We start from the raw sequence: 12,963 nt of genomic DNA, 5'->3' as shown, positions 1-12,963 counted from the left end.
GGTGATCGCCCCGCGCCTGGCGGGGATGGTGTTGTCGGTCAGCGAGCCGTGAGGCTCGTCCGGTACGAGAGCGACTTCCGGCCGTTCTCCTCGCGCCACGCCTTGAACTGCGACTGGCGGGCACGGAGCTTGGTACGGGTCCGCTTCGCCTCCGGCGAGTCCGGCCCGTAGAACGCGGCGTCCATGTCGGCGCGCCGCTTCCACCCGCGCACCTGCCGCTCGTAGGAGCGCTGCCGCTGCCGGGTCTCGTAGACCTTCGGGTCAGCCGGCGCCGCCTTCGCCCGAGACGAGTGCCCGGGCAGGTACAGGCCCACGGTGTGCGTGCAGTTCGGGTGCTGGAACCCTGCCGCGCGCGCCCGGTCGATCGTCCCGGCGACGCGCACCCCATCCGAGAGGCGGCCGCTCGTGCGTCCCGTGAGGGACAGGACGCGGCCTTGCCACGGCGAGCACTCCGGGCAGGACTCCGGGGACGTGGAGACCTTCACGAGGTCCTGCCCGAGGTCCTTGAGCTGGTCCGTGTGCCCGGCGATCGCGGCCTGCCCGGCCGTGGTGCGAGTCGCCATCTCCGCGTAGGACGCGAGGTCCCAGCGGCGGCCGGACCGGTCACGGAACGCCCGCACGCCCCGGTCCGCGTACTTGCCGAGGGCGGAGCGTGCCGCCTCCCGACGGGATGCCGTGCCGGTGAGGACCTGCGCGGCGGTCTCCGCGGTGACGTCCTGGTACATGTCCGAGACGGCGCGGACCACGCGCGGGGCAGCGCCCGCCTGCGTCGCCACGAGGGACTCCACGAGCGCCTGCACCGCCTGGGAGGCGTTGATCCCGCCGAGGGGCTCCGGGACGATCCCCAGGCCCTTCACGTCGAGGTGCGCCGCCGTGAGGCCCTGCTGGTAGGCCTCCGCGATCACGCGCTCGAACAGGGCCGGTGCGGCCTCGTCCAGGCGCCGCATGTACCGGTCCAGCTCCTGGAGGACACCGGGGAGCTCGGCCGCCTTCTGCTGCGCCCAATCCGGGGCGTCCAGCCCATCCGCGAGACGCCGGGTGATCACGCGGACCGCGTGGTCCTCCGCTGCCTCGTAGATGAGGCGGACGCGCTGGGCGACCTCGCGGGCCATGTCGGGAGACGCGGGCATGGGTCACTCCTCGCCGGTCGGCTCCTCGTCGGGCTCGTCTGCCGTGGGGAGGCCGGCGCCGAACGCGCCGAGGTACTCGGGATCCGGGGCCGGCTCGCCCGCCTCCTCCTGGATGCGGGCCACCTCCTCGTCCACCTCGGTGTCCGACCAGTCCGGGTGGACCATCTGCACGCGCGTCTTGACCGACGCGGCCATGGCCTGCGAGAGGAGTTGCGCCGTGCGCGCCAGGGTCTCCTGCGAGTCCTGGATGGTGTTCCCGAACTGCACGGAGACCGGCAGGTCCGTCTTGACGTTCGACCGGAACACCGCCCGGTCAATCGCCAGGCTCTTGTCGGCCAGGGCCGTCAACGCCTCCTGCCATGCCCGGATCTTCCGGTCGCGGGTCGTGTAGGTCCGGGACTCACGGGAGCGGACCTCCGTAGCCGTCAGTGCGCCGCCGTCGCTGTTCTCCCCGAACGTCTGCGCGGAGTAGCCGGCGCCCGCGATGATCTGCTTATACAGGCCAGCCACGGTCCGCTCGTGCTGCTCCACTCGAATGTCGAACTGCACGGCCTTGATCGGCAGGCCACCATCGGAATCCATCGCGGACGGGGGCGTGTTCACGCCCTCGTAGACCTCACGGTCCAGGTCGAGGGTCGCGCCCTGCCCGGGGCCGTTGTCGTCCAGGAGAGCCTGGGAGGCGACGATGCGGGCCTTGCCGATACGGAGGTCCCGCATCCACGACGACCACGCCTCGTCGTACTGGTCGAGGAGATCTTCCACGCCGTCCAGGTCGGAGCGGCCGAGGTTCGCGCCGATCGGGTGCTCCCGCCAGTCCCGGTTGGGGATCTGGTTGGGGACGTACACGACGGCGAGGCCGGGGGTGAGGGTAGAGACCTGGGAGTCGGCATCCACGACGTCCGCGAACCCGGCGGTTGCGTTGGCCTCGGTGAGGGGGACGACGCGCCCCAGGGCGACGTCGGTGCCCTGGTAGAGCTCGTGGCGGACGATGCCGATGCCGTCCTGGTCGGTCTCGTGTCGTTCGAGGTGTCGCCACACGGTGCCGCCATCGCGCTTCACCGTGGCCCAGAACGTGACAGCGACCAGGCGGCCCCACCGGAACTCCGGGATCGCACGGTCCGCGTCCACTCGGGTGATGAACGGGTGCTGTGCGATGCTCTGGTCCCAGGCGACGCGGAGGTACACGCCACCGAGCGCCGCCGCGAGCTCTGCGGCCGCCGCGAGGACGTTGTGCGCGCCCTCGCCCATGATGAGCTCCAGGCGCTCCTGGGTCGTGTCGTCGTCCACGGTGAGCATGGGGGGCTTGCCGAACAGGAGGTCGGCCGATGCCTGGCACAGCTCCGAGGCGACGGGGACGTGGATCTTCGTCTGGGGCCGGGAGGTCTCCTCCTGGGTCTGTCCCCAGAACCAGCGGCGCACCGCACCCGCCACAGCACCGAACACGCCCTGCCGGCGGAACGGGGACTGCGTGGTGTCCTGCGTGTACAGGGTGGACAGCTTCGCGGTATCGCCCGAGTACCAGGCAGACCAGCGGGCCATCGCCGGAAGAATCTCCGCGAGCTCCTCCGGGGGCCACGCGTCACGCTGCGGCATCTTGTGACCTCCTGGTCCATTCGTCTATCCACGGCCGCCAGACGGTCTCCGTGGTCGTGATCGCGTACCGCATCGCGTCCAGCGAGTGGTCCGCGACCTTGAGGGGCTTGTCCTCGCCCTTTTCGGTGGCCTTCGGGTCCCACGCGTAGGAGGGGGCCTCCTCGATCACGCCCGTGCACCGGTCGCTGATGTGGAGGGCGCCGAGGGTGAGGAGGGAGGCGACGGTGCGGATGCCGTAGGCCACGTGGTTGTTGCCGTCCATGACGCGGCGTTCCCCGTCCAGTCGCATCTGGACCTTGAGGGAGGCGGCGGCGGGGTCGAGGATCAGCCACTCGGGGGTGAGGTCGGGCTGATCGGGTAGGTGGGGCTCGTGGAGCCAGTCGCGGACCTGCGCCGAGATTTGCGCGTCGGTGAGGCGACGGCCGGTCACGGATGGGTCGTGCCGCCACTCGTCCACGAGGTAGAGCGTGTCGTCCTCCCCCAGGCCGAGGAGTACGGCCGAGGACGGGTTGGTGGTGCCGTAGTCCATGCCGGCGGCGAGGAGGCGCCGCATCCGCGGCAGCGTCTCCCAGGGGATGACGTGCTGGGCAGGGTCCCAGGAGTCGTAGATCGCGCCCTCCGCGCTGACCCACTCCCCGAGGATGAACCGGCGGTACCAGAGGCCCGTGAACTCCCGCTTCTTCGCCTCCACGTACTCCGCCGACAGGGCGGGGTTGTCGTCCATCGTGAAGTGGAAGATCCGCCAGTCTGGTAGTGCGTCCAGGCGGTTGAGGTAGCGGCGGCGGAGCCAGTGGGACTGGCTGTCCGGGTTCGTGGTGAAGAACAGGGTGGCGCCCGGGATGGACAGGCGGCCGAGGAGCTGCACGAACGTCTGTTCCGGCATGAGCGTCGCCTCGTCCACGTAGGCGCCGGCGAGGGTGAGGCCACGGATCACGGCCTCCGAGCGCTTGTCGGAGAACCCGACGAGCTGGACCTCGCGGCCCATGATCCACGCGACGTTGGACCCGCGGGTGTGGCGGACGATCGACGGGTGCAGGTTCACGAGGGGGTCCAGGACGTTCCGCTGGATCGTCGTCAGGGTCCATCCGAGGATCGCCAGATGCCCCTCCGGGGAGGCCATCGCGTACTCGGAGAACCGGATCAGGGAGGCGATGGTCTTGCCCGACCGGATGGAGCCCTCCCAGCCGTTGACGGCGCCGGTGGACTCGAGGATGGATGCCCGCTGGGCCGTGGACAGGCCAGGCATCGCGTCCCCCTCCGGTCAGTCCCCCTGGTTCAGGTCGTAGCCGCACGACGGGCAGAGGCGCTCCGTCGGGCCGGACGGTGTGGGGGTCGGCTTCTCCGGTGGGCCGGCGAGGTCGCGGAGGAGGTCGTCCAGGTCGTCGCCGTCGTAGCCGGTGCCCGCGTACCCGTCGAGAGACTGGAGCATGACCACGAGCGCGGCCGTGTCGTAGTCCGCGAGGTCGCTGGTGCGGTTGTCCGCGAGGGCGATACGGGTGGCGGCGTCATCGTCCAGGTCCAGGAGGATCGCGGGGACCGTGGCCATGCCGAGCTGCTGGGCGGCCTGCGCCCGGTGGTTCCCGGCGATGACCTCCAGCGGCCGGCCCGTGAGCGTGCCCTGGTTGACGATGATCGGCTGGTACACGCCGTTGGTCCGCATGGACTCCACGACGGCGCCGACGTCGCCCTGGCGGGGGTTGCCCGGGAGGAGCGCGAGGTCAGCGACTGGTACGTGGTGGATGGTGAGGTCGTGCACCTGCTGCCTCCTCCCGGGAAGTGAGGGGGGCGGTGAAGCCGTCGGCCATCGCGGCGAGGCGCTGCCTGAGCTCGGCGTCCACGGCCCGCGGCACGGGCGTGCGGTCCATGATCGCCTCGCCTTGGTCGTTGACCGACGCGATGGTCGTCTCCACGGGCAGGGGGAACGGGACGTGCATGGTGCCCTCCGCGAGGACGTCACGCCGGCCGAACAGGCCACGGCCCACGCGGGGGATCCGCACCCGGTACTCGATGATCACGGGAGTCTCGACGTGCTCACGCATCCGGGGCCTCCTCGCGCTGGATGAGGGTGGACAGGAGCGACGCGGCCTCAGCGACCCCGGCGCCCTGCTGGGGCGTGTACAGGCCGAGGAGCTTGGCCTGCTGGTCGTTGGCCTTGAGGATCACGTCCGCCGAGCGGGGGTCACGGATCGTCTCCATGTGGGCGCGGACGATCATCTGGCCGCGCTGGAGGATCATGTCTCGCGCCAGCTTGAGGTTCTCGTCCTTGTGTTCCAGGGCCTGCTTGTTGACGATCCTCGCCACCGTGGACTTGGACAGGTGCATCTGCTCCGCGACCTTCGCGTAGGCGAGGCCGGAGGCTGCGAGCTGGTAGACGCGGAGGTCGCGGTCCTCGCGTTCGATGGATCGTCGTGTGGCCATGGGTGCGTTCTCCGTCTAGGAATGACTGGAGCCCACCACCCGGGTGGGGTGATGGGCTCGTGTGCGGCGCCTGGCCGCTCATGGGGTTGGTGCGGCCGCCCGGCCCGTGCCCCGAGAGATAGGCGGGCCGGGCGGCCTGCTGGTGTCGTGCCGGGGAGCGCCCGCCGAGGTGCTCGACCCAGTAGTGACCAGTCGATCAGAATCTACAGGTGATCGTGCGTCTACGCAAGTCGTCATGCGCACCCGCACGGCGTGGTCAGAACTTCTTGGAGTCCGACCCCAGCGCCTTGTCCACCGTCGCGGACATGTCCAGGTCCGTCGTCACCGCCACGAAGTCATCCCCCTCCGCGGCGATCCCGTGCTCCATGGCGTCCTTGAGCTCGTCGCCCTGCTCCTTGAGGACGTCCGAGTCGCCTGCCACGACCATGACGAGCTGGGCGTCCCCGTCCACGTTGCACACGGACCCGGTGTAGTCGCCATCGGAGTTGGTCTCCCAGTCGCACTCGGCGCCGGCGTCGGTGATCTTCTGCTGGTAGTCCTCGGACACGCCGAGGTGGTCGTAGGGCTCCTCTCCCCCACAGGCTGCGAGGGCTGCGGTGGCGGTGAGGACGGCGGCGGTGGCGGCGATTCGGCGGATGGTGTGCATGGGGTGCTCCTTGAGGGGGTGATGCTGGGAAGTCACAGCGACTTTCCAGGGTGCCAGGTGGGTGGGACGCACGAGGGCTGGCGGGGTCACGATCGCGTTGCGGTGTCCCGCCGCATTGCGTCCCGTCGTCAGGTGGTCGGCTTGTAGGGGTTCGGGGTGAAGGTGAGGGGCGCGTATGGGGCGTCGAGTGCGTGGTCGTGCCAGCCTGCGCTGTGGCCCTTCCCCCACGCCTCGGCCTGCGCCTCCCGCACGATGGGCAGGACAGCATCGGCCAACTCCTCTGCCTCGGACCACTCGCGGTCGCACGTCGGGTCATCCGGCGCGCACCTGCACGGGTAGTTCATCGCCAGGAACGGCTGGATTCGGGCCGCGATCCTCCCGCGCAGGTCGGTCGGTTCTGTGGTCATCACTCGGTCTCCCTCACGTTGGTCACGTCGCGTCCGGTGAGGACGCCGCTCTGGTTCGTGAGACTCTTGCCCAGCAGGCCCACGGTCATGCCGAGTCGCCAGATCATGCCGCCCCGGCCCGGCTCGATGAGCGTCGGGCCCTCATCGGAGTAGTCGACCTTGCCCTTGATGAGCGCGGCGATCTGGCCGATGTTCTCCTTGGTGATCGTGGCGACGGTGACGGTCCTGACCGTCGTCACCTCGTAGGTCTTGAACGGGCTGTCAGTCATCTCGCTTCTCCTCGTCTCGTCGGTCATCGCTGGGCCTCCCTCGCGGCGGTCAGGGCACGGATCGTGTCGCAGGGGTAGTCCACCTCGTGGGCGTACCCCCAGTCCTCCATCCAGTCCTGGTCCTCCACGGCGTGGATCACGTCCTCCGATGAGCACTCGGCGCAGAACCGGCGGAGCACTATGCGCTCATCGTCGTCGCCGTACACCCACGTGCCGTTCGCGCTGTCCAGCTCGTAGACGATGACCTCGCGGTGGAGGTCGCGAACGATGCGCTCGGCGTCGGTCGGCGGGAGGGACGCGGCCCACGCGCGCACTGCGCCGGGCTGAACGGTCTCGATCATTTCAAGGAGTCGCGAGGTGAGGATGGTCGTGGCGTGGGCGTCGTCCATGTTGTCGTGGCCGAGATGGACGCCGATGCTGTCCTCCTCGTCGCGTCGGATCACGAGTTCCATAGAGTGCGTGTCGATCTGCCAATCGTGGGTCGGGTTCATCGTTCGTTCTCCTTCTCGGTGTTCCGGTGCACTGGGCACTCGGGGTTCGGTTCCATGTCGAGGTACGCCGGGATGTGCGGCTCACCTGGGATGCGGACCTCGGTGACGTGGCACGTGCAGTCCGCGCAGACGTGGGTCATGTAGTGGTACGGCGTCACGCCGCAGTGAGCACACTGCTCGCTCATCGCTCCTCCTCGGGTGCGAGTCCCACAGCGGCCAGGGCGTGCGCCAGGGCCTCGGCGTGGGTGGGGTGCCAGGAGAACGTGCGGTTGGTTCGAGGTCCGTGGTGCCGGATCGTCTGCCAACCGAAGTAGTTCCGGCACTTCCTGACCTCCACCCTCTCGGCGCGCTTCACGATGCACCGTCCTCGATCGGAGGGGTTTCCCTGCACCGTGAGCACAGGTCGCCCCACTTGTCCGCGATGAACCATCCCCGCTCACGCATCGCGGCAGGAGACGGGAGCAGGGACTGCTGGTATGCGAGGTCGCCGCTGGTGGCCCCGCAACGGTCACAGATCCACGTCCAGACGGGTCGGGTGGTGTGCGTCCGGGTCATCGCTCGCCCTCACCGTCCTCGGGTGCGCGGACGCCACGCTCGGCCAGGAATTCGGCGAACTTGCCCCGGTCTTCCTGATCGGTCGCGAACCACTCATCCAGGACGACCTGGATGGCCTCGGCTCCCTCGGGTCGCTTCGGGGTCGGCGGGTCCAGGAGACGACGCTCGATGGCGCCCCCGGGGATTCGCACCTCGCAGCTCAGCGGACCCGCCGCCGTGCGCCGCATGTACGGCCCATCCGCGACGCGCTCCAGGTACTCCGCACCCTCGGGGATGGTCCCATCAGCGGGCACGTGCGCGGCCTCCCACGCGGCGTCCAGATGGTCGCGGGCGGTCATGGCTGCGGTGCGGTCCTTCGACCCCCAGAGCACTGCGTTCAGTTCGGCCTGTAGCCGCGCGCGCTCAAGCTCGGTCTTAACCGCGCGGGCCTTCCAGCCCGCCGCAACGTCGTTGCAGTGCTGCCCGCCGCGGATCGCCCGCATGACGAGTCCGTCCTCGTCGTGGATCTTCCGGGTGAGGTGTCGCGCGGTCTCCTTCCATAGGGCCGCGGACGCCTCGGCGTCATCCGCGCGACGGGCCTGCTCCTGCTCGTTGGCCTCCCACTCGTCCTTCTCACGGACGGCGGTGCCGTACTGCTCGCGCAGATCTTCGAGCGCGGCTTCGGCCTCCGCCGCGCGGGTGCGCTCACGCTCGGCGGCTTCCTGCCATTCAGCGCGCAGACGCTCCGCGTGAGCCTCGCCAGCGCGCGCAAGTCCGAGCGCTTCGGCCTCGTCGCCCGTTGGGGCCGGGGCGGCAGACAGGGCGGCGGTGAGGATCTCCCCTGTGTAGCTCCGCCACTCGGTGCCGCCCCACCAGGGGGCTGGCATGGACTGCCCGGCTGCGTCCATTGCGGCCTGCACCATCTTGTCGGTGACCGTGGACGGCAGGGACTCGGAGAGCGGGGACCAGCCAGCGGCAGCCATGCTCTCGTCGGACTCCCAGACCGGGTACCCGCTCGTCCTCCACTGGACGGAATCGCCCCCGGCGCGCGCGGCGATCCTCCCGTCCGGGTGAGTCGCGAAGCGGGCAGTGCGGAAGTCGTCTGCGGTGTGGGTCATTTCTTCCTCCTGGTGATGATGTGATCGGCGGCCACGAGGACCATCACGATCAGGCCCCCGACGATCGGGAAGATCCCGAACGCGTAGACCAGGGCGGTCAGGACGCTCACGGGTGCTCCTCGTTCCAGCGGCCCGGGGTGAACCGGGAGGGGGTCCAATCAGCGGCCTCGGAGCAGTCGGGCTCGTGGCCCTCGATGCGGTCGCAGTACGGGCACGCGTCCGCCGGCGGCTCCGGTGGGGTGAGGACTTCCGGGTCTTGGTAGGTGATGAGGTCAGGGATCGGGGTCATGACCTCGCCCCCTTCCTGAGCTTGTCGATGAGCGACTCCAGGTCGTCGGCCGCCGCCTCCGCGTCGTACGCGGCGGAGCTCGCCCGGCCGGCGGCCTCCTCGGCGTCGGAGATTGCCTCCCCGAGCTCGTCGAGACTGACGGCACCCTCGGGGATGAGGTCGAGGATCGCGGCCGCGGGGACGGTGATGACTCCGTAGCGGCCGGCGTTAGCTGCGAGGAGACGCAGGTCCTCGATTGAGTCCACTGGATCGACGCCCGTATCGCGCCCGCGGAGCTTGCGCGCCATCACGAGAGCACCTCGAACGCGAACGTCCCGGCGTCGCCCTCGACGGTGGCCGCGCCCTTCGTGCGGATCTTGTCCGCGGCCGTCTTGGCCTTCGCCCGGGAGGCGTAGCCGTTGTCGGTGAGGTAGTAGGCGACCCCGAACTTCGCGGCCTCCTCCAGGTCCGTGAAGCGGCGGGTGCGCTCGCCCTGGGGTCCGGTGATGCGGAGTATGGCCATGGCCCCTCCTGGCAGGAACGTGGGGTTCTTGATGTCGATGACATGGGCCTTGATGTGGCCCTGCCACAGGTCGGGGTCCGTGCGCGCGTCGTCGCTCCAGGGCATGGCCCACCAGAGGCGGAGCTTCGGGGACTGGGCGCTGATCTGCCAGGTGCCGGGGTGGCCGTCGATCTGGCATATCTGGCCGGCCTTGGGTGCGAGCAGGGGCGGGATGGTGCTCATGCCGCCTCCTCGAACATCGCGGCGGCCTGGTAGGTGGTCACGTGGGCGCGGTCGCAGAGCTCGAACCAGTGCGTGGAGCACAGGCCGTAGGCGACGCGGCGGGCGCGGCAGCAGTAGCGGGCGCATCGGGCGTGGTGGTGCATGAGGGCTCCTCGTTGTGTGTGCGGGCGCATCTTCTTCATGCGTCTACGCATACTCTAGGGCAGTCCATGCGCTCGCGCAAGTCTGCATGCGTGGACGCTAGAGCCCGTACGGCGAGGAGACCCCCAGCACCCTCGCCAGCTCCAGCACCTCCCCCAGCGACACCCGCCGCCGACGGGCCGTCCCGTACGCGCACAGCCGCCCGTCACGGACCCACTGGCCGATCGTCCACGCCGACCGGCCCACCGCCTCCCCCGCCGTCGCGGTGTCCACGAGGTCACGAGGCATGACGCACCGCCTCGACCGTCGAACGCTCACCGCACCGGGTGCACTCCAGTGTCCCGCCCACAGAGCGGAGGAACTGCCGGCGGTGGCAGGCGGGGCAGATCATCGCCCGTACGCCCGGCGTGCCCTTCGGAATGTCCGTGATCGCGACCGCGCGGTGCACGAGCGCCTCCAGGTCTCCGAGGAGGACCGGCGCCCGGTACGAGCGGCGGAGGGCGTCCTGGGTGTCCAGGAGTGCGCGGGCGGTCCCGTCGATCGTCACGGGCAGCCTGGGGGTGCCGAGGCCGCGGAGGGCGTCGGCCAGCGCCGTGTAGAGCTCGCCGCGGACCTCCACGGCCGCGGGGTTGATCGGCAGCCCCGGGGCGGTGGTCCCGCGGACCTGCTCGCCGTAGCGGCCGCGCTTCCCGATCGCGGACTCCAGGTCCGCCTCCAGGCCGTCGCACCGGCCGAGGAGGTCCAGGAGTCGGGGCCAGCATCGGGGGTCACCGTTCTTGCCCTTGAGGCACAGGGTGCCGTTCATCGTCGGGGCACCGCAGTACCCGCACCTGGGGGCGCTCATGCCGTCCTCCCGATCTGCTCGCGACCGGAGGACATGCCGCGCGGCTGGTGCTCCTCGATGACGAGGGGGCGACGGCTGGCGGGCAGCTCGCGCCGCTCCAGCTTGGCGTTGGGATACGCCGCGGAGATCTGGTGGTCCGCCAGATCCATCGCCTGCTCCGGCGTGCACCCGTCCCCGATCGCGTGCTTCGCGGACCGGAGCCACTCCGGCCACCGGCCGGGCGGCAGACCATCCGGCGGGGTGAGGGCGTGGTCCCCGGCGGCCTTCACGCGCTCCTCGCGGAGGACCTTCACCTCCGCGATGACGTGGCCGGGCTGGAGGACCTGGAGCTGGGGACGGCGGACGATGCGCAGAACAGCCGCCTCGGCGTCCTCGTAGCGGGTCTCCCCCAGGATCTGCACCCACGCCGCCAGGCGCGGGTCCTGCATGGACGAGAGCCCGGGGAACCGGGTGTCGGCGCCGGCGGCGATGGTGAGGAGTTCGGCCATCTGGTCGATGCGGATCATGCGAGCCTCCTGGCTTCGGGGTAGGGCTGGGTGGGGAGCTGCTGGGTGTCCTCGGCGGCACGGGCCGCGCGGAACTGCTGGACGACGGAGAGGGACTGGGCGAAGCCGTCACGCGGTGCGGGCCCGCCTCGGGACGGGAGTGGTCCGTTCTCCCAGCAGTGGCCGCTGAGCCACGTGGCGGGGAGCTTCGTGTAGGCGTCGGAGCGGTTCGGGTCATCCCGGTACCGCTCGGCGCCTTCGATCAGGACGTCGTTGGACACGGACCGGCGCGCCGTCTTCCAGGGGCTGAGCGCCTTCCGCTTGTCGTCCTTGCGGGGGTAGGCCCTCCACCACGTCTCGAACTCGTCCGGGTACACGAACGCGCGGCTCTGCCGCGTGGAACCGGCGGAGGAGCTTGTAGTAGAGACCTCTCGGTCTCGTTCTCGTTCTCGTTCTAGTTCGCGTTTGTTCCTGCTTCCGGCCTGGACCAGCGGGAACAGTCCGTCCGAGGGGGTCTCGGCGGGCTGCTGCACGTGGCCCATGGAGGGGGTCTCCGGGGTGGTGTGCTCCCCCGTTGTTCGCGCTTGTTCGTCGCTTGTTCGGGGGGTGTTCCCGTTTGTTCCTGCTTTCTTCTGTGACCTGCGCTTTTCGGCCGACCTGCGGCCTGCTTCGGCTCGTTTCTCGGACACGTCGCGGTCCTTCGCCAGGCTCTCCTGGCGCTCGTCCCAGTCGTGGAACAGGTAGTCGGTGCCGTCGCGGTCCCAGAGGCCGGAGGAGACGAGCTCGGCAGCCTCGTCGGCCGTGCCGTCGAAGATGAAGAGCAGGTGCCCGGGGATGCGGCCGTACGTCTTGGACTCCTTGGACCAGGAGAACGAGGACGTCCACAGCGCCTTCCCGCCCTTGGACAGGCCCACCCACTTCTCGTGTCGCCAGAGATCGCCGTAGACCTTGCCCCATGGCACGCCGCCGCTCATGCCGGCCTCGTGCCGACGAGCAGGGCCACGAGGTCCCGGACGGTCATGGTCACGTACTGGTCGGCCGGGTCCGCCGTTCCGCGGCGCTTGTGGACCACGAGACCGGCCACGGCATCGTCGTTGCCCATCTCCACGTGGGACTCGTGGACCCACCCGGCAAGGTCGGTGCGGGCCACGTCCTTGCACTCGATGACGACCCGGCCGCCGAGGACGGCGCGCACGCCGCCCACGTCGCCGCGGTCCTTCGCCCCGTGCTTCACGCGCCGGTCGATCCGGTCATCCACGGTCGCGGCGAGGTAGTCCGCTACCGACCGCTCGAACCTGGTGCCGGCGGCGCGCGCGCTCGCTCGTGAGCGTCCCATGGGGTCCTCCTTCTCTCGTGTGGGTGCTGCTGTTCGCGTGCCCCGGCTCGGTCGTGAGCCGTCGCCGCCCTGCGCGGGGCCGGGGCGGTGGGTCAGGTGGTGGTACGCGCCGCTCGGCGCGCCCGGTAGGTGCGCTGCCTCTCGCGCTCGCAGACTCGGCACCGGAGGCGCCCAGACCGGAGCACGAGCTCCGAGTTCGGGTGACCGTGGAGGCACTCCCCGAGCGGCCAGTCCCTCCCGGCCGTGCGCCGGGCGTTCTCGTGGTTCGTGACCATGCGGAGGTGCTCGCGGCGGACGCACCGGCGGTTCTTGCACAGGTGGTCGATGGTGAGCCCGCCGGGGATCGGCCCCTGCCAGTACGTCCACGCCGCTCGGTGCGCGGTCGTGGTCGCGGAGTGCCGCACGCCCTCGTCGTCCAGCCACGCCCACGACTTCTGGGCGTACCCGTGGGAGCCGACCGAGTACGTGGACACGTAGCACCCGTCCTCGTCCTCGACGTAGGCGTGAGCGGCCGCCATCGCGGCACCGTGCGGGATCG

The 12,963-nt window shown here is 70.3% G+C and carries 22 protein-coding genes; all 22 read right to left on the bottom strand.

What is annotated here, in order from left to right; translation table 11 throughout:
- Positions 1 to 38: 38 nt before the first annotated feature.
- The 22 genes from M4486_RS17845 to M4486_RS17740 all read right to left on the bottom strand — a co-directional run bounded on the left by M4486_RS17845 (position 39) and on the right by M4486_RS17740 (position 12,943).
- Entirely contained in the window at positions 39 to 1,130 is a 1,092-nt protein-coding gene (locus M4486_RS17845) for a phage minor capsid protein (protein WP_249478671.1), read from the bottom strand.
- Between the two features lie 3 nt (positions 1,131 to 1,133).
- Positions 1,134 to 2,723, bottom strand: a complete 1,590-nt coding sequence (locus tag M4486_RS17840; RefSeq protein ID WP_249478670.1) for a phage portal protein — start codon at positions 2,721 to 2,723, stop codon at positions 1,134 to 1,136.
- A complete protein-coding gene (locus M4486_RS17835) occupies positions 2,710 to 3,969 on the bottom strand; it encodes a PBSX family phage terminase large subunit (RefSeq protein WP_249478669.1) in 1,260 nt (419 codons plus the stop codon). The genes M4486_RS17840 and M4486_RS17835 overlap by 14 nt, the downstream gene beginning before the upstream one ends.
- Before the next feature lie 15 nt (positions 3,970 to 3,984).
- Positions 3,985 to 4,479, bottom strand: coding sequence for a ParB/RepB/Spo0J family partition protein (locus tag M4486_RS17830; protein ID WP_249478668.1), 495 nt, complete (start codon positions 4,477 to 4,479; stop codon positions 3,985 to 3,987).
- On the bottom strand, positions 4,442 to 4,762 hold the full coding sequence (locus M4486_RS17825; protein WP_249478667.1) for a hypothetical protein: 321 nt from the start codon (positions 4,760 to 4,762) through the stop codon (positions 4,442 to 4,444). Before M4486_RS17825 ends, M4486_RS17830 begins: the two co-directional genes overlap by 38 nt.
- The gene (locus M4486_RS17820) at positions 4,755 to 5,141 is read right to left on the bottom strand and encodes a hypothetical protein (protein WP_249478666.1); all 387 of its coding nucleotides are present in this window, start codon (positions 5,139 to 5,141) and stop codon (positions 4,755 to 4,757) included. Before M4486_RS17820 ends, M4486_RS17825 begins: the two co-directional genes overlap by 8 nt.
- Before the next feature lie 256 nt (positions 5,142 to 5,397).
- The gene (locus tag M4486_RS17815) at positions 5,398 to 5,787 is read right to left on the bottom strand and encodes a hypothetical protein (protein ID WP_249478665.1); all 390 of its coding nucleotides are present in this window, start codon (positions 5,785 to 5,787) and stop codon (positions 5,398 to 5,400) included.
- Positions 5,788 to 5,915: 128 nt separating this feature from the next.
- A complete protein-coding gene (locus tag M4486_RS17810; RefSeq protein ID WP_249478664.1) occupies positions 5,916 to 6,194 on the bottom strand; it encodes a hypothetical protein in 279 nt (92 codons plus the stop codon).
- The gene (locus M4486_RS17805) at positions 6,194 to 6,463 is read right to left on the bottom strand and encodes a hypothetical protein (RefSeq protein WP_249478663.1); all 270 of its coding nucleotides are present in this window, start codon (positions 6,461 to 6,463) and stop codon (positions 6,194 to 6,196) included. Before M4486_RS17805 ends, M4486_RS17810 begins: the two co-directional genes overlap by 1 nt.
- Before the next feature lie 23 nt (positions 6,464 to 6,486).
- Positions 6,487 to 6,954 carry a hypothetical protein gene (locus tag M4486_RS17800; RefSeq protein ID WP_249478662.1) on the bottom strand — a complete coding sequence of 156 codons (468 nt, stop codon included), beginning with the start codon at positions 6,952 to 6,954 and terminating at the stop codon, positions 6,487 to 6,489.
- A complete protein-coding gene (locus M4486_RS17795) occupies positions 6,951 to 7,139 on the bottom strand; it encodes a hypothetical protein (protein WP_249478661.1) in 189 nt (62 codons plus the stop codon). The genes M4486_RS17800 and M4486_RS17795 overlap by 4 nt, the downstream gene beginning before the upstream one ends.
- A gap of 366 nt (positions 7,140 to 7,505) precedes the next feature.
- The gene (locus M4486_RS17790) at positions 7,506 to 8,606 is read right to left on the bottom strand and encodes a hypothetical protein (protein ID WP_249478660.1); all 1,101 of its coding nucleotides are present in this window, start codon (positions 8,604 to 8,606) and stop codon (positions 7,506 to 7,508) included.
- A 106-nt stretch (positions 8,607 to 8,712) separates the two neighbouring features.
- A complete protein-coding gene (locus tag M4486_RS17785; protein ID WP_249478659.1) occupies positions 8,713 to 8,895 on the bottom strand; it encodes a hypothetical protein in 183 nt (60 codons plus the stop codon).
- The gene (locus M4486_RS17780) at positions 8,892 to 9,182 is read right to left on the bottom strand and encodes a hypothetical protein (protein ID WP_249478658.1); all 291 of its coding nucleotides are present in this window, start codon (positions 9,180 to 9,182) and stop codon (positions 8,892 to 8,894) included. Before M4486_RS17780 ends, M4486_RS17785 begins: the two co-directional genes overlap by 4 nt.
- Positions 9,182 to 9,619 carry a hypothetical protein gene (locus M4486_RS17775; RefSeq protein ID WP_249478657.1) on the bottom strand — a complete coding sequence of 146 codons (438 nt, stop codon included), beginning with the start codon at positions 9,617 to 9,619 and terminating at the stop codon, positions 9,182 to 9,184. Before M4486_RS17775 ends, M4486_RS17780 begins: the two co-directional genes overlap by 1 nt.
- On the bottom strand, positions 9,616 to 9,801 hold the full coding sequence (locus M4486_RS17770; protein ID WP_249478656.1) for a hypothetical protein: 186 nt from the start codon (positions 9,799 to 9,801) through the stop codon (positions 9,616 to 9,618). Before M4486_RS17770 ends, M4486_RS17775 begins: the two co-directional genes overlap by 4 nt.
- Positions 9,802 to 9,859: 58 nt before the next feature.
- Positions 9,860 to 10,048 (bottom strand): hypothetical protein, encoded by a 189-nt coding sequence (locus M4486_RS17765; protein WP_249478655.1) that lies wholly within the window; start codon positions 10,046 to 10,048, stop codon positions 9,860 to 9,862.
- Entirely contained in the window at positions 10,038 to 10,604 is a 567-nt protein-coding gene (locus tag M4486_RS17760) for a hypothetical protein (protein WP_249478654.1), read from the bottom strand. The genes M4486_RS17765 and M4486_RS17760 overlap by 11 nt, the downstream gene beginning before the upstream one ends.
- On the bottom strand, positions 10,601 to 11,110 hold the full coding sequence (locus M4486_RS17755) for a hypothetical protein (protein ID WP_249478653.1): 510 nt from the start codon (positions 11,108 to 11,110) through the stop codon (positions 10,601 to 10,603). The genes M4486_RS17760 and M4486_RS17755 overlap by 4 nt, the downstream gene beginning before the upstream one ends.
- A complete protein-coding gene (locus M4486_RS17750; RefSeq protein ID WP_249478652.1) occupies positions 11,107 to 12,063 on the bottom strand; it encodes a hypothetical protein in 957 nt (318 codons plus the stop codon). The genes M4486_RS17755 and M4486_RS17750 overlap by 4 nt, the downstream gene beginning before the upstream one ends.
- Positions 12,060 to 12,425 (bottom strand): hypothetical protein, encoded by a 366-nt coding sequence (locus tag M4486_RS17745; protein WP_249478651.1) that lies wholly within the window; start codon positions 12,423 to 12,425, stop codon positions 12,060 to 12,062. Before M4486_RS17745 ends, M4486_RS17750 begins: the two co-directional genes overlap by 4 nt.
- Before the next feature lie 92 nt (positions 12,426 to 12,517).
- The gene (locus M4486_RS17740; protein ID WP_249478650.1) at positions 12,518 to 12,943 is read right to left on the bottom strand and encodes an HNH endonuclease signature motif containing protein; all 426 of its coding nucleotides are present in this window, start codon (positions 12,941 to 12,943) and stop codon (positions 12,518 to 12,520) included.
- Positions 12,944 to 12,963 lie beyond the last annotated feature (20 nt).

This window comes from Brachybacterium kimchii (assembly GCF_023373525.1).
GTDB classification, from domain to species: Bacteria; Actinomycetota; Actinomycetes; order Actinomycetales; family Dermabacteraceae; genus Brachybacterium; species Brachybacterium kimchii.
The sequence above is the reverse complement of the archived record's forward strand: the minus strand, read 5'-3'. Positions and strand labels throughout refer to the sequence as shown.

Coding starts and splice junctions, on each gene's coding strand:
- M4486_RS17815 (WP_249478665.1), bottom strand. CDS start 5,787: ATGCACACCATCCGCCGAATCGCCGCCACCGCCGCCGTCCTCACCGCC.
- M4486_RS17755 (WP_249478653.1), bottom strand. CDS start 11,110: ATGATCCGCATCGACCAGATGGCCGAACTCCTCACCATCGCCGCCGGC.
- M4486_RS17745 (WP_249478651.1), bottom strand. CDS start 12,425: ATGGGACGCTCACGAGCGAGCGCGCGCGCCGCCGGCACCAGGTTCGAG.
- M4486_RS17835 (WP_249478669.1), bottom strand. CDS start 3,969: ATGCCTGGCCTGTCCACGGCCCAGCGGGCATCCATCCTCGAGTCCACC.
- M4486_RS17845 (WP_249478671.1), bottom strand. CDS start 1,130: ATGCCCGCGTCTCCCGACATGGCCCGCGAGGTCGCCCAGCGCGTCCGC.
- M4486_RS17825 (WP_249478667.1), bottom strand. CDS start 4,762: ATGCGTGAGCACGTCGAGACTCCCGTGATCATCGAGTACCGGGTGCGG.
- M4486_RS17805 (WP_249478663.1), bottom strand. CDS start 6,463: ATGACTGACAGCCCGTTCAAGACCTACGAGGTGACGACGGTCAGGACC.
- M4486_RS17785 (WP_249478659.1), bottom strand. CDS start 8,895: ATGACCCCGATCCCTGACCTCATCACCTACCAAGACCCGGAAGTCCTC.
- M4486_RS17795 (WP_249478661.1), bottom strand. CDS start 7,139: ATGAGCGAGCAGTGTGCTCACTGCGGCGTGACGCCGTACCACTACATG.
- M4486_RS17810 (WP_249478664.1), bottom strand. CDS start 6,194: ATGACCACAGAACCGACCGACCTGCGCGGGAGGATCGCGGCCCGAATC.
- M4486_RS17775 (WP_249478657.1), bottom strand. CDS start 9,619: ATGAGCACCATCCCGCCCCTGCTCGCACCCAAGGCCGGCCAGATATGC.
- M4486_RS17780 (WP_249478658.1), bottom strand. CDS start 9,182: ATGGCGCGCAAGCTCCGCGGGCGCGATACGGGCGTCGATCCAGTGGAC.
- M4486_RS17800 (WP_249478662.1), bottom strand. CDS start 6,954: ATGAACCCGACCCACGATTGGCAGATCGACACGCACTCTATGGAACTC.
- M4486_RS17760 (WP_249478654.1), bottom strand. CDS start 10,604: ATGAGCGCCCCCAGGTGCGGGTACTGCGGTGCCCCGACGATGAACGGC.
- M4486_RS17840 (WP_249478670.1), bottom strand. CDS start 2,723: ATGCCGCAGCGTGACGCGTGGCCCCCGGAGGAGCTCGCGGAGATTCTT.
- M4486_RS17790 (WP_249478660.1), bottom strand. CDS start 8,606: ATGACCCACACCGCAGACGACTTCCGCACTGCCCGCTTCGCGACTCAC.
- M4486_RS17820 (WP_249478666.1), bottom strand. CDS start 5,141: ATGGCCACACGACGATCCATCGAACGCGAGGACCGCGACCTCCGCGTC.
- M4486_RS17740 (WP_249478650.1), bottom strand. CDS start 12,943: ATGGCGGCCGCTCACGCCTACGTCGAGGACGAGGACGGGTGCTACGTG.
- M4486_RS17770 (WP_249478656.1), bottom strand. CDS start 9,801: ATGAAGAAGATGCGCCCGCACACACAACGAGGAGCCCTCATGCACCAC.
- M4486_RS17750 (WP_249478652.1), bottom strand. CDS start 12,063: ATGAGCGGCGGCGTGCCATGGGGCAAGGTCTACGGCGATCTCTGGCGA.
- M4486_RS17765 (WP_249478655.1), bottom strand. CDS start 10,048: ATGCCTCGTGACCTCGTGGACACCGCGACGGCGGGGGAGGCGGTGGGC.